This is a genomic window from Corynebacterium sp. UMB0012 (assembly GCF_030216265.1).
Lineage (GTDB): Bacteria > Actinomycetota > Actinomycetes > Mycobacteriales > Mycobacteriaceae > Corynebacterium.
In genome coordinates this window covers 106,641-120,654 of the sequence record NZ_JASOKQ010000004.1, presented here as the reverse complement: position 1 = coordinate 120,654, position 14,014 = coordinate 106,641, and the positions used below count along the sequence as shown (strand labels likewise).

9 protein-coding genes are annotated in these 14,014 nt (G+C 58.6%); 7 read left to right on the top strand and 2 right to left on the bottom strand.

Annotation, left to right across the window (positions count from 1 at the left end; all coding sequences use genetic code 11):
• Entirely contained in the window at positions 1-2,982 is a 2,982-nt protein-coding gene (locus tag QP324_RS03390; protein ID WP_284814475.1) for a Na+/H+ antiporter subunit A, read from the bottom strand.
• 330 nt (positions 2,983-3,312) lie between these two features.
• Complete coding sequence (locus tag QP324_RS03385; protein ID WP_239278261.1) at positions 3,313-4,680, bottom strand: M20/M25/M40 family metallo-hydrolase; 1,368 nt, start codon at positions 4,678-4,680, stop codon at positions 3,313-3,315.
• A gap of 228 nt (positions 4,681-4,908) precedes the next feature.
• Between QP324_RS03385 and QP324_RS03380 the strand changes: the two genes are divergently transcribed.
• The 7 genes from QP324_RS03380 (at position 4,909) to QP324_RS03350 (ending at position 14,004) form a co-directional block, all read left to right on the top strand.
• Positions 4,909-6,879 (top strand): OPT family oligopeptide transporter, encoded by a 1,971-nt coding sequence (locus QP324_RS03380; protein ID WP_284814474.1) that lies wholly within the window; start codon positions 4,909-4,911, stop codon positions 6,877-6,879.
• A gap of 232 nt (positions 6,880-7,111) precedes the next feature.
• Positions 7,112-8,758, top strand: a complete 1,647-nt coding sequence (groL, locus tag QP324_RS03375) for a chaperonin GroEL (protein ID WP_284814473.1) — start codon at positions 7,112-7,114, stop codon at positions 8,756-8,758.
• A gap of 674 nt (positions 8,759-9,432) precedes the next feature.
• Entirely contained in the window at positions 9,433-9,606 is a 174-nt protein-coding gene (locus QP324_RS03370; RefSeq protein WP_225746395.1) for a hypothetical protein, read from the top strand.
• Between the two features lie 35 nt (positions 9,607-9,641).
• The gene (locus tag QP324_RS03365; RefSeq protein ID WP_255632127.1) at positions 9,642-9,776 is read left to right on the top strand and encodes a hypothetical protein; all 135 of its coding nucleotides are present in this window, start codon (positions 9,642-9,644) and stop codon (positions 9,774-9,776) included.
• 154 nt (positions 9,777-9,930) lie between these two features.
• Entirely contained in the window at positions 9,931-10,830 is a 900-nt protein-coding gene (ppk2, locus tag QP324_RS03360; RefSeq protein WP_023019951.1) for a polyphosphate kinase 2, read from the top strand.
• A gap of 275 nt (positions 10,831-11,105) precedes the next feature.
• Positions 11,106-12,248, top strand: coding sequence for an alpha/beta hydrolase (locus QP324_RS03355; RefSeq protein ID WP_269946892.1), 1,143 nt, complete (start codon positions 11,106-11,108; stop codon positions 12,246-12,248).
• Between the two features lie 115 nt (positions 12,249-12,363).
• Positions 12,364-14,004, top strand: a complete 1,641-nt coding sequence (locus tag QP324_RS03350; protein WP_284814472.1) for a metallophosphoesterase — start codon at positions 12,364-12,366, stop codon at positions 14,002-14,004.
• Positions 14,005-14,014: the final 10 nt, after the last annotated feature.

Sequence of the window (14,014 nt, the reverse complement as noted above, 5' to 3'; positions counted from 1 at the left end):
TTATTTCTCCTTTCCTGTTGTCGGGGCTGTGCTTGCTGTGGCGGCTTGTTTCTTTTCCTTGCGTTGCGCCCGTTGCGCCTTTTGCTTGGCGGTGCGTTGGCGTTGCTGCCGGGCCAGCGAGCGGGCACGATCGCGGGCGCGCTGCTTACGCATTTCCTCTTCCTCATCCAACTTGGCACCCAAGGAATTCAGGATGTAGAGCGTAAGGCCCACGACGATGAGGTAGACGCCCGCATCGAATACCAACGCCGAAGGCAGCGAAACCTTGCCGATGAGCGGAATCTCCGGTGAGGTGTACCCGCTGGTAAGCGGTGGGTGCCCAAAGAACATTGGGGCCACCACGGCCACCGCGGATAGGAAGAGTCCGGTACCCATGGTGCGGCCGGCGTCGATAGGCAGGGTTTCATCCAGCTCTGCGCGCCCGCCAGCCAGGTAGCGCAGGATAAGAGCCAGCGCGGCGACGAGGCCACCGGCGAAGCCGCCACCTGGTGCATTATGGCCCGCGAAGAAGAAATAGAAGGAAATCGCGACCATAGACGGGAAGAGCACGCGGGTAGAGACGTCGATCATCAGCGAACGGTTGAGCGCCTGCTCTGATTCCACGCCGGCTGCCAGCCAGCGCCGCCCAGTAACTTGCAGGGTGGGGCGGCGGCTCGCGCGGGCGAAGGACTGGGTGCGATAAATCAGAGAGGCCACGCCCAACGCAGCGATGATGATGACCGTGATCTCGCCAAAGGTATCCCATGCGCGCAGGTCCACCAGCAAAACATTGACGGTATTGGCGCCGTGGCCAATCTCCTTGGCCAGATCCGGCATGAACTCAGAGATGGGCTTGGACTGGCGCGCGTTGATGGCAAACATCGCCACCACGGTTACCGTCAGGCCCGTGCCCACCGAAAGCCACGCGCGTAGGCGCCCCATTTTGGGATCCTGCTTCCACTCGGTGGAGGCCGGCATGCGGCGCAGCACCAGCATGAAAAGTATCATCACGATGGTCTCCGTCAGCAGCTGGGTAAGCGCCAGATCCGGAGCGCCATGCAGCGCAAAGATGAAGGAAAGCGTATAGCCGGTTACGCCAACGATAATGACGGCGGACAAGCGATTATCGGTTACCGTAGCGGCCACAGCGGCCACCATGATGATGAAGGCGGCCACTACCTGCCAAGGATTTTCCGCCACGATCATGCGGATATCGGTGAGGTCACCTTTAATGAGCATGGCTAGCGGTAGCAGCATCAACGTGGCAAAGATGACCGTCAAGTTCAGCTGCAGGGAACCGCGTTGCGTGGTTGCCGTCGTGTGCAGCGAGAGCTTGCGCAGATGAGCGATGACCGAATCATAGGCATCATCCGCATTGCCCAGAGCGGGGTAGGAGAATTGCCATTTTTCTAGCACCTGCCGTTGCCAGTGCAGGATGATACCGGCAACGATAATGAGCGCCGAGAGGCCCAGTGCCACGTTAAAGCCATGCCACAATGCCAGTTCGCTATGTGGCTTGGGGTCGAAGGTGGAATTGAGGTGTTGGTCAAAGGCTGCCGAGAGTGGCTTGGGGAATACGCCGAGCGCCACGGTCAAGGCGGTGAGCACGGCGGGGGAGAGCCAAAGCCCGATGCTGACGGGATGCATCTTGGCGACGGCCTCTGCTGGCTCCGCGCCATTAATCTCCTTCTTTGTGGCGAAGGCGCCCCACAGAAAGCGCAGTGTATAGGCCATGGTGAGGATGGAACCGATGACGTAGGCCACCAGCATCATATTGCGCGGCATGCCTACTAGAAGCTCCTCATGCATGGTGGCTTCCAGCACTGCCTCCTTGGCCACGAAGCCAAAAAGGGGCGGCACGCCGGCCATGGAGAAACCAGAGATGATCGCAATGCCGAAGAGGAACGGCTCCTTGCGGCCCAAGCCGGAAAGCTTGGTGATGTCCCTCGTGCCCGAGCAGTGGTCGATAGTGCCGACGACCATAAAGAGCGCCGCCTTAAAGAGCGAGTGCGCAAAGGTCAGCGCGAGAGCGGCCTGCATAGCCTCGCGCGAACCCACAGCTGCGATGGAAGTAATAAAGCCCAACTGGGAGACGGTGCCATAGGCCAGCACCAGCTTCAGGTCGCGCTGCTTGAGCGCCATCCAGCCGCCCAGCAGCATGGTAAATACGCCCAGGGAGATAACCACCACGTGCCAGGTGGCAACCTCATACATCGATGGCGCGAGGCGCGCGACTAAGTAGATGCCTGCCTTCACCATCGCGGCGGAGTGGAGATAAGCGGAGACCGGAGTCGGCGCCGCCATCGCACCCGGCAACCAGAAGTGTGCCGGCGCGATTGCGGACTTCGTCAGCGCGCCCGCCAAGATGAGCACGATAGCTACCGTCACGTAGGGCGTCTGGGCAAAGTGCTGATAGGCGGCGATATCGCTAAAGGTCCACGCCCCGGTCTGGCGTCCGAGCAGGATGATACCCATGAGCATGGATAGCCCGCCCAGTGCGGTGACCATGAGCGCCTGTTGTGCGGCGCGGCGGGAAGAGGCACGCTCCGCGTAGTAGCTGACCAAAAGGTAGGACAGCATGGAGGTAATCTCCCAGAACACGTACATCAGCAGGAAATTATCCGCGGCCACCAGGCCAAACATGGCGGTGGCAAAGCCCACCATTTGCGCGGCGAACAGGGCCAGGCGGCGCCGCGTTCCGTCAAAATAGCCCCAGCAATACACCAGCACCAGCGCGCCCATGCCCAAAATGATGAGGCTAAATAGCGCGCCTAGTCCGTCCAAGCGGAGACTAAAACTCAGGTTGGCGGACGGCATCCATTCCACGGTCTGTTCGACCGCGCCGCCGTCTGTGAAGGTACCGCGCAGGAAATGCACGAGAGTCCATACGAAGCCTGAGCCGGGAACCAGTGCCAAAATTCCAAAAGCCGGGCGACCCATTCGCATGATGAGCAGCGGCGCGACCACGGAGGCGGCGATAAGAGCACCCAGAAGTACTAGCACGTTGGTTACTGCGCTCCTTATGGTTGTGTCACGTTTTTATACCCCGCTGCCGCGAATACCACGAGCACACAACTGACGAGAGGCGAGAACATTCACGAGCCGCGCGCCGCTGAGTACGCCGCGGCGGCACAGTGCAAGCAACATGGCCGAGCGCGGGGCCAACTTTTTGTCACTTTACCGGTTTTTCTACGACTTCGAAAGGATTATTTTTATGGGCTGTATTATATGGTGCCATTTCGCGGCAGAAAGAAACCCCGCACCCAAGGTGCGGGGTAAGCCGCGCTAACCGCGGCGGCAGGCAGGTCCCGGGCTGGACCTGGGGTTTCAGTCTTAGGCGTAGCGCTGCAAGAAGAGCGCTTCTGCGGCAGCGATGTTCTCGATCTCGGTGGGATCGACGGACTCATTGGCCGAATGGATGGTGCACTTTGGCTCCTCCACGCCGTAGAGAGCGATCTCCGCCTTGGGGTGAGCCTCTTGCAGCTCGGTGGTCAGCGGGATGGAACCGCCCATGCCCTGTGCGGCGGTGTCCGTGCCATAGGACTCGGAAAGGCACTCGCCCAGTAGTGCAGCGGCGGGCTTTTCTGGATCGGTGGCAAAACCGGCATTGGCCTCAAGCACTTCGGCCTTAACGTGGGCGCCCCATGGGGTGTGGGCGCGGAGGTGATCGCAGACGGCGTCGGCAATCGCAGCGGCATCGGCACCGGCCGGAACGCGCAGGTTGAGCTGCGCGAAAGCGGTGGCGGGCACGGCGTTGACGGCCTCTGACACCGGGGTGGAGGTAAAGCCGGTCACGGTAATGGCCGGGCGGGACCAGACCATGTTGGCCACCGGGGTGGCACCGGCCGGGTCGTCTTCGCCCATGATCTTAGTGCCCTCCAGCAGCTGCGCATCGGCGCGGAAGGCCTCGGCTGGGTACTCTTGGCCGGACCACTCGGCGGTGGTATCCACGCCGTCGATAACGGTGCGGCCGTATTCATCGGACAGGGAGTCGATGGCGCGCATCAGCGCCTTGGCGGCATCCGGTGCCGCGCCGCCAAACTGGCCGGAGTGGACGGCGGAGGCCAAGGTATCGACCTGCACGCCAATCTGCGCGCCGCCGCGCAGGGACGTAGTCAAGGTCGGCTGGCCCACAGCGGCGTTGCCCGCATCGGCGATGAGGATGGCGTCGGCAGCAAAAAGCTCCGGGCGATCCTTGATGAGCTGGGATAGGCCCTCGCCGCCGCGCTCCTCGGAGCCCTCGATGAGGTACTTCAGGTTCACCTTGGTACCACCGTTATTGTCCACCGCGCGCAGGGCGGCCAAGTGCATGGCCACATTGCCCTTACAGTCGGCGGCGCCGCGGCCGTACCAGCGGGTGGAGCCATCAGCGGCCTCACGCTCGGTCAGGGTGAATGGATCGGATTCCCAAGCCTCGCGGTTGCCGGCCGGCACCACGTCATAGTGGGAGTACAGCAGCACCGTCTTGGCGCCCTCATCGCCCTTGCGCTCACCCAAGATGGCGGTGGAGCCATCGGCCGTGGTGATGGTTTCCACGCTCACTCCGGACTCTTCCAGTGCGGACTTAACCCACTGGCTTGCGTCCTTGGTCTGGTCCTCCAGGCCTTCCTCGTCATGGACGGAGTTAAAGGCCACGAGCTCGCTGAGCTGGCGGAAAATGGTCTCGCGGTCGTTGCGAATGCTTTCATTAAGTGCAGTCATGTTCTCTACGGTACCCGCCCGCCCCAAGCTATAGAGCAACCGGAATAGGAAAACGCTGGGGTGGTGAACTAAAATTTATTCATTCCACCCTGTGCGGATTTTGTCCGTTCGGACCCTATTCCGGGAAGAAACCGGCGCCAAACAGGCAGAAACGGACGTGGCAGGCCGCGGTTTGCTACGCAGGGTGAAACGAGAAACTTTCATAGCCGAGAATAGAAAGGACCTGGCATGGCGAACGCATCATCCGCCGCAGGTTCCAAGGCCTCCCTGCCCGAGCTGACTCTGCGCGGCATTATCATCGGTGGCCTGATTACCCTCATCTTCACCGCTGCCAATGTGTACTTAGGCCTGAAGGTGGGCTTGACCTTTGCTACCTCCATCCCGGCCGCCGTGATTTCTATGGCGGTGCTGCGCCGGTTCAAGGGCCACAACATTAAAGAAAACAACATTGTGCAGACCATTGCCTCTGCCGCAGGCACCTTGTCTGCCATCATCTTCGTCCTCCCGGGCCTGGTGATGGTGGGGTACTGGCAGGGCTTTGGCTTCCTGCAGACTGCCGGCGTGTGCATCATCGGCGGCGTGCTGGGCGTGATGTATTCCATCCCGCTGCGCCGCGCTTTGGTCACCGGCTCCGATCTGCCCTACCCGGAGGGCGTGGCCGCGGCCGAGGTCCTCAAGGTGGGCGATGAAAGTGCTTCCGGCACCAGCCACGAAGAAAATGCCAAGGGTTTGCGCGTCATCGTCGCCGGCGGTATCACCTCGGCCGTCATGGCGCTGCTGACCGCAATGAAGGCCGCCGCCTCCGAGGTCACCGCTTATTTCAAGCTCGGCGCCGGCGCGACCACCCTGGGCACTAGCCTGTCTACCGCGCTTATCGGCGTGGGCCACTTGGTGGGCCTGCCGGTAGGCATTGCCATGCTGGTTGGCGTGGTGATTTCCTACTTCATTTTGCTGCCCATTTTCACCACCGGCGATATTACGGGCGCCACCGCGCTTGCCGACGTCGTCGATACCACCTTCTCCGATGACATCCGCTTCATCGGCGTAGGCACCATGGCCATTGCCGCCATGTGGACCCTGCTGAAGATTGCCGCTCCCATTGCAGTGGGCATCCGTCAGTCTCTAGCCTCCTCGCGCGCCCGCAAGTCCGGCTCCGTCGTCGATGTCACCGAGCGCGATATTCCTTTCCCTTATGTCGCCACCACCATCGTGGCGTTCATGGTGCCTATCGCGTTGCTGTTGTGGGACTTTGTGCGCGGTACTGATATTCACGACCACATGGCCGTGCTCATTACCGTCTCCGTCCTCTTTACTCTGCTGGTGGGCCTGATTATCGCCTCCGTGTGTGGCTACATGGCCGGCCTGATTGGTGCGTCTAACTCGCCAATTTCCTCCATTGGCATCATCGCCGTGCTCGCTGCCTCGCTGCTCATCGCGGCCGTCACCCGCGGCACCACTGCGGATCCTTTGTCTTTGGTGGCCTACACGCTCTTCACCGCGGCCATCGTTTTTGGCATTGCCACCATTTCTAATGACAACCTGCAGGACCTCAAGACCGGTCAGCTCGTTGGCGCCACCCCGTGGAAGCAGCAGGTCGCCCTCATTATCGGCGTGGTCTTTGGTTCCTTGGTCATCCCGCCGATTCTGCAGGTTATGCTCAATGGCTTCGGCTTCCAAGGGATGGAAGGCGCGGGCGAAGACGCCCTGGCAGCCCCGCAGGCCGCCCTGATGTCTTCCGTTGCCTCCGGCATCTTCGATAGCTCGCTGGACTGGAACCTCATCTTTATCGGCATGGCCATCGGCGCTGTCTTAATTATTGTTGACGAATTGCTGCGCAAATTTACCGATAAATACTCGCTCTCGCCGCTGGCGGTAGGCATGGGAATGTACCTGCCAGCCGCGCTGACCATCGTCATTCCAATTGGCGCCATCTTGGGCACTTTCTATGACAAGTGGGCCGCTAAGCAGTCCCGCCCGGAATTTGCTAAGCGCATGGGCACCCTCTTGGCCACCGGCCTTATCGTGGGCGAGTCCCTCTTTGGTGTGGTCAATGCCGGCATCATTGCCGCTGCCGGCGGCGATAGCCCGCTAGAGATCTTCGAGGGCGGCACGTCTGCCACCATTGTCGGCGTGCTTCTCTTTATCGTCGCGCTGACGTTCATCTACCGCTGGACCAAGCGCACGGTGAAAAGCGCTTAGTTCCTGATCCATTCCTTAATATAATGGCGTCCCTTCGCGGGGCGCCATTTTTTCTTGCAGTCACGGTGGGAGAGTGTCAGAATGGTCGTTAGCACTCGCGCAGTATGAGTGCTAGATAAATCTACATCGTTGTGGTTGAGGTTGGTTCACACTCACCAGCCATGCCGTCGCGGGCGTCCGCAGCGAGAAAGACGTGAGTGTCGTCCTCAATAAACCAAGGAGCACAAACACAATGGCAAAGATTATCGCTTTTGATGAAGAGGCCCGCCGCGGCCTTGAGCGCGGCCTGAACACGCTTGCCGACGCCGTCAAGGTCACCCTCGGCCCCAAGGGCCGCAACGTCGTCCTAGAAAAGTCCTGGGGCGCTCCGACCATTACCAATGACGGTGTTTCCATCGCTCGCGAAATTGAGCTCGAGGATGCTTACGAGAAGATCGGCGCCGAGCTGGTCAAGGAAGTTGCCAAGAAGACCGATGACGTCGCTGGCGACGGCACCACCACCGCAACCGTGCTGGCACAGGCACTGGTACGCGAAGGCCTGCGCAATGTGGCCGCAGGTTCCAACCCAATGGGCATCAAGCGCGGCATCGAGACCGCTACCAAGAAGGTCGTCGACTCCCTGCTGTCTTCCGCTAAGGAAGTGGAAACCCAGGAGCAGATTGCCACCACCGCTGGCATCTCCGCTGCTGACCCGGCCATCGGCGAGAAGATCGCTGAGGCTATGTACACCGTGGGCAACGGCTCCGTAAACAAGGACTCCGTTATCACCGTGGAAGAGTCCAATACCTTCGGTGTTGACCTCGAGGTAACTGAGGGTATGCGCTTTGATAAGGGCTATATCTCCGGCTACTTCGCTACCGATATGGAGCGTCAGGAGGCAGTCCTGGAGGATCCGTACATCCTGCTGGTTTCCTCCAAGATCTCCAACATCAAGGACCTGGTTCCGCTGCTGGAGAAGGTTATGCAGTCCGGCAAGCCGCTGCTCATCATCGCTGAGGACGTTGAGGGCGAGGCCCTGTCCACCCTCGTTGTGAACAAGATCCGCGGCACCTTCAAGTCCGTTGCGGTTAAGGCCCCGGGCTTCGGCGACCGCCGCAAGGCCACCCTGCAGGACATGGCCATCCTCACCGGCGGCCAGGTCATCTCCGAGGAGGTCGGCCTCTCCCTCGAGACCGCCGAGCTCGAGTACCTGGGCCAGGCACGCAAGGTTGTCGTCACCAAGGACGAGACCACCATCGTTCAGGGTGCTGGTTCCCAGGAGCAGATCGACGGCCGCATCAAGCAGATCCGTGCCGAGATCGAAAGCTCTGACTCCGATTACGACCGCGAGAAGCTGCAGGAGCGCTTGGCTAAGCTCTCCGGCGGCGTTGCCGTCCTCAAGGTCGGTGCCGCTACCGAGGTTGAGCTCAAGGAGCGCAAGCACCGCATCGAGGATGCAGTCCGCAATGCAAAGGCGGCCGTGGAAGAAGGAATCGTTGCCGGCGGCGGCGTAGCCCTCCTGCAGGCCGCTTCCGTCCTGGATTCCCTGGATGACCTCAAGGGCGATGAGGCTACCGGCGTCAAGATTGTCCGCGAGGCCCTGTCCGCACCGCTGAAGCAGATCGCGCACAACGCTGGTCTGGAGCCGGGCGTTGTGGCAGACAAGGTTGCCTCCCTGCCAGCAGGCGAAGGCCTGAACGCTGCTACCGGCGAGTACGTCAACCTCATGGAGGCTGGCATCAATGACCCGGTCAAGGTCACCCGCTCCGCACTGCAGAACGCTGCATCCATCGCAGCTCTGTTCCTGACCACCGAGGCTGTCGTTGCCGACAAGCCTGAGCCGGCCGGCGCCAATAACAGCATGCCGGACGCTGACGCCATGGGCGGCATGGGCTTCTAAACACCCCAAAACGCCCATAGGCCGCCCACAACAACGGGCCTAGCGAAAATAAGCTTGAGCGCCCCGTTTCTGTGCTTTAGAGCGCATGAAACGGGGCGCTTCGGCGTGTCTGCAGCACTTTGCTTAACCAATGCGATATGCGGGCGCTGCGTCTTCACGGATAGAATTTCCGAAATCGCTCGTCATAGACGGTTTCGATTTGGACCGTAGCGCAAAGAAAACTCAGGCAATCCGCTGTGGAAAATGGCGTGCCAATCGCCGCCCCAGCTTTTAACACGCGAACCATGCGCCCCATTGACCCCGTATAGGGGTAACTGAAGGGGCGCAATCTAAAAAAGTTTTTCGCTCTCAGAGAGCGGGTTTTGCGCCTACCTATCGTTCGTTACACCGGAAAGCGTTACAGTGTTAAGTCTTATTTAGTCCAACTATTTAAAGCGTGACATAAAAGCCCATTTCAGCAGGCTTTCAATTAAGATAAAAAGTTTCTAATGACTGCTATAAGTCATAAACTTATCCTTATCAAGTTGCCTGCGTGTAGGGACATCTATGCAAATTTGACTTGATTTCGTTCAAACTTGTGCCAAAATATCTCTTGTGACGCCCACTGAGGGTGTCTGCAAACTGCAAACCCCTCCGGGGCAAGATAGCTTCGGATCTATTTTAGGAGTTCAAACATGGATCTCTCCACCATCCAGATGCACCTGGACAACTTCGTTAACACCTGGGAAGGCTGGCACAAGGTTGTCGAGGGTCTGTCCAACTGGGTTGGCATTGCTAATGCTTTCGACTCTTTCAAGACCTCCCTTGAGGTAGTCGACGCAGCCCTTCCGGCACTCAGCTCCAACTAATTCAACCAGCTCTAATTTTCTAAGGAGACACTAAAATGGAGAACCTTTCCTCTACCCTGAACTTTGCTTTCGACATCTTCGGTGGCCTGTTCAATGCTGCTTACACCCTCATTGAGCCGCTGACCGAGGTTGCTAAGGGTGCTTCCCAGCTGATCGGCATGTTCGCATAAGAACATCCTTCAGTTCTGAGCTTTAAAGCTTACTGAAGTAAGAAGGCCTACCGTTTCGGTAGGCCTTCTTTTTGTTTTGTTTGCTGTTTCGAGAGAAGGGGTAACTGCGAAAGTTTAGCGCGCTTGCCGTCTACATTCGGGTTACACTAAATGCATGGCTGATATTAAAGACGACGACCTTCCCGAGATTGACCTGGCAAAAACTGACGGCTACGTCGTCGACGGAACCGACGAGGATGATCCTTCGCTGATCATGCCGGATGGTTCCCCGGTTCAGACTTGGCGTGAAAATTACCCCTACGATGAGCGTATGACTCGCGATGAGTACGAGTCCGTTAAGCGCGCGCTGCAGATTGAATTGCTGAAGTGGCAGAACTGGACCAAGGAAACTGGCCAGCGCCACATTATTATCTTTGAAGGGCGCGACGCAGCCGGTAAGGGTGGCACTATTAAGCGCTTTAACGAGCATCTGAACCCGCGCGGTGCCCGCACCGTGGCACTGGAAAAGCCGTCGCCGCGTGAGTCCACCTCGTGGTACTTCCAGCGCTATATCGAGCATTTCCCGGCCGGTGGCGAAATCGTCTTCTTTGACCGCTCTTGGTACAACCGCTCCGGCGTGGAGCGAGTTATGGGCTTTTGTACCGAAAGCCAGCACGCGGAGTTCCTTCGCGAGGTTCCGATGCTGGAGAATATGATTCTCGGCTCGGGTATCTCTTTGACCAAGCTGTGGTTCTCGGTTACCCGTAAGGAGCAGCGCACCCGCTTCGCTATTCGCCAGATTGACCCAGTGCGCCAGTGGAAGTTGTCCCCGATGGACTTGGCCTCGCTGGATAAGTGGGATGACTACACCCGTGCGAAGGAAGAGCAGTTCCGTTACACCGATACGGAAGAATCGCCGTGGATTACCATTAAGTCCAATGACAAGAAGCGTGCCCGTATTAATGCGATGCGCTATGTCCTGTCCAAGTTCGAGTACACGAACAAGGACCACGAGCTGGTAGGCGAGGTTGACGAGAACATTGTTAAGCGTGGTCGCGACCAGATTGGTGACTAGGCTTGAGCTGAATTAGTTAACCCGTAGGCGGGAAACTCGGAAACTCCGAGTTTCCCGCTTTTTGTATTAGGAGGAATAGTGGGGGTGGATTTGGGAAATAGTTTCGGCAGGATTTGTTCTTTCTAAAAGTCTGTTTCCGTGCGGTTATGTTACGGAACCGTAGGTGACATTATTGAAAGTTATTTGTGCTCTATGCCGTCGCGTATTTAGCATCACTGTTATCTCAATCTCATCTGGGAAAACAATATGAGCTACAACACCAAGAGGAGACGGTGATGATAAAGAAGCATATAACCGCTTGCTTGACGGCGGCTGCTGTCATGGCGGCACCAGTGGCGGTATCCGGAACGCTTACAGTAAGCGCGGGCGCCCAGGAGGCGCCGGCGCCAGCGGCAGACCAGAAACCAGATGTATTGGGACGCCCGACCGTCTCTGACAAGCAGGTTTCTGATGAGGACGGCTACTTCGATAGTCAGCGCGGTCAGGGTGTAAAGATCTACTATCGGAAGCAGAAGGTGGCAAACCCCCGCGGCGCAGTGGTTTTGGCGCACGGTGTATCGGAGCACTCGGGGCGTTACGATTACGTCGCCAAGCGCTTGCTCGATGCAGGCTACAACGTCTACCGCGTTGACCACCGCGGCCACGGAAAATCCGCCGGCGGCAGCGTACCAATGGGGCATATCGATAATTTCCAGTACATCCTCGATGATTTCGACCGTGTTGTAGACATGGCGAAGGAAGAAAATCAGGGAGTAAAGACCTTCCTGCTGGGCCACTCGATGGGTGCACTGACCGTGGAAGCCTATGGGATTCGCGAGCCGGGCAAGGCAGATGGCATCATCACCAATGGTGGTGGCGCACCGCTGAACCTTTCGGGCAAGAACGTGGCCGGAAAGAATATCACTCCGGATGATATTTCTGAGACCCAGAAGAAGCTGGATCCCACCATCTTTGAGCGCCTACCGCTCGCTCAGCTGACTAGCTTCAATGCGCGCTACGCGCAAAACCTAATTCCGCACCGCACTGAGATCGGTGCACAGTCGCCGGAGTGGAGCAAGGGCATTCAGCTGTCTAATCCATTTACGGATGGTATCTCCACCAGCCAAGCGGTGAAGGACGAGTATGCCTCTAGCCCGCTCATCGCGCAGAAGACCAGCGCTGGAACCGCCCTGCAGCTGGCGGCGATTGCGAACTATGACGCCGTCAATGCGGACCTCTTTAGCGCACCGACGCTTATCATGCACGGCACCAAGGATGGCATCGTTCCGCCATACTTTTCGCAGGATTGGTATAACTCCATCTCTTCCAAGGACGTGGAGTACGTGACCTGGGAGGGGCAGAAGCACGAGGTCTTTAATGAGCCGGCTGCCGACCAGGCCCTCGATACGGTGGTTGATTGGCTGGACCGCCACGCCTAACCGGAAGGTTCGCTAGAGCGAACAGCTACTAAAACTCTTGGCGGGCTCGTGGTGCTTGCCAAGAGTTTACGTATATGTAACCCCCTCGTTGCCCAGGTCAGATAGAAATAAAGTTATGAAAAATAAACTTTGTGCTTTCTCATCTGTCCTGGCCCTTACCGGAGTCCTGGGTGCGCCCATGGCGGCGGCTCAGTCTTCGCTTCCTGGATCCTCCTTCGGCTCATCTTTGGGGTCGTCGCTTGGCTCTTCTTATGGCTCTTCCCTGGGATCCTCTGAAGGGGAGGCCGCGCAACCGAAAGAAGGCGAAGGCGTCGGCTCGCGAGTGCTGTGGAAAGAAAGCTTCGATGAGGTAGATACCCCGGCATGGTTTACCCACCGCGCGCCGGAGGGGTGGAAGACCGACGTGCAGGGCGTGGACTCGGGCGAGGCCCGTTGGAAGGGGTGGACCTTTGGCGATATACGCCACTGGACCTGGGCGGCCGGTACCGACATGCGCCACTACTTCACCCAGGCGCATGACACCTTCGCCATCATTGACAATAATCAGCAGCGTTTGGCCGAGGGCGATTCTATGACCGCCGGACTGAAGAGCCCGGCCATCTCGGTGGCGGGGCAGGACCGAGTGAATGTGGAATTCGATCAGCATTACCGCCAGGGCAAGGAAGGACAGAACGCGACGGTGAAGGTCGCCTTCGATGGTGGGGAAGCCCAGGAAATCGCCGCCTTTGAAAAGGATGTCTTCTCCAAGCACGAGTCCATCGGCGTGGACGTGCCGGCTGGCGCGAAAAATATGCAGGTTAGCTTCAGCTACAACAACGGCAATGATGACTGGTGGTGGGCGGTGGACAACGTGGGCGTCGTCAAGCCGCTGGGTGAGCTCAAAGGTTCGCCGCAGGCTATCGTGGACGTGCTTTCCGACGTCCAAGGCGACCCCCAAGACTACAAAGACGCGGTCCGCCAGTTGAATGGCATGGAGGACAAGGCCGGGGCGCTGGTGCTTAACGGCGACCTCGTGGACGATGGCTCGCAGGAGCAGTGGGACGATTTCCTGGCCGCGCACAGCGAGGAGCCGCACGATTCGGGCAAGGAATTGTGGACCATCGGCAACCACGAAATGTACGGCAAGGAAGGATCTGAGACCTACCTGGAGCGCTTCCTCAAATACTCCGGCCAGGATAAGCCGTGGAAGGAAGAGGTAGTTGACGGGGTGCCACTGATTTCGGTGAATACCGAGTTCTATTCCGATATCCTGCGCCACGGCAAGGAGCCGTTCCAGCGCATCAGCAAAGAGCAGCTCGATTGGCTAGATGAGCGTCTGGCCTATTGGGATGCTAAGGGCACGCCGGCGCTGGTCTTTAGCCATCCGCTGCTACCGCAGACGGTATCGATGTCCCATTCGGCGTGGTACCAGAATGATTTCGAGGACCTTGAAGCGCTATCCAACGTGGTCAATAAGTACAACAACATCGTGTGGTTTAGTAGCCACAGCCACTCCTCGCTGCGCCAGAATAACTGGTGGGGAACCCGCCGCTACGACGGCACGGGCGAGGCCGGCCGCACCGGCTTCCCGGTAGTCAATACCGGTGCCATCCTCAATGAGTACCTGCCAGATGGCGATAATGACGAGAAAATCGTCAAAGAAAAGGAAGAGGCCTCCACCGGACTGCGGGTCAAGGTCTTTGCTGACCGCGTCCGAGTGGAGGCCTGGGACTTCAAATCCGGCGAAATGATTAAGTATCAGGACTTCGCCCGGTAGGGCGAAGGTG

Bases quoted from the DNA above. Each gene is read 5' to 3' on its own strand.
- QP324_RS03380 (WP_284814474.1), top strand. From the start codon at position 4,909: ATGGCGAACGCATCATCCGCCGCAGGTTCCAAGGCCTCCCTGCCCGAG.
- QP324_RS03370 (WP_225746395.1), top strand. From the start codon at position 9,433: ATGGATCTCTCCACCATCCAGATGCACCTGGACAACTTCGTTAACACC.
- ppk2 (WP_023019951.1), top strand. From the start codon at position 9,931: ATGGCTGATATTAAAGACGACGACCTTCCCGAGATTGACCTGGCAAAA.
- QP324_RS03350 (WP_284814472.1), top strand. From the start codon at position 12,364: ATGAAAAATAAACTTTGTGCTTTCTCATCTGTCCTGGCCCTTACCGGA.
- groL (WP_284814473.1), top strand. From the start codon at position 7,112: ATGGCAAAGATTATCGCTTTTGATGAAGAGGCCCGCCGCGGCCTTGAG.
- QP324_RS03385 (WP_239278261.1), bottom strand. From the start codon at position 4,680: ATGACTGCACTTAATGAAAGCATTCGCAACGACCGCGAGACCATTTTC.
- QP324_RS03365 (WP_255632127.1), top strand. From the start codon at position 9,642: ATGGAGAACCTTTCCTCTACCCTGAACTTTGCTTTCGACATCTTCGGT.
- QP324_RS03355 (WP_269946892.1), top strand. From the start codon at position 11,106: ATGATAAAGAAGCATATAACCGCTTGCTTGACGGCGGCTGCTGTCATG.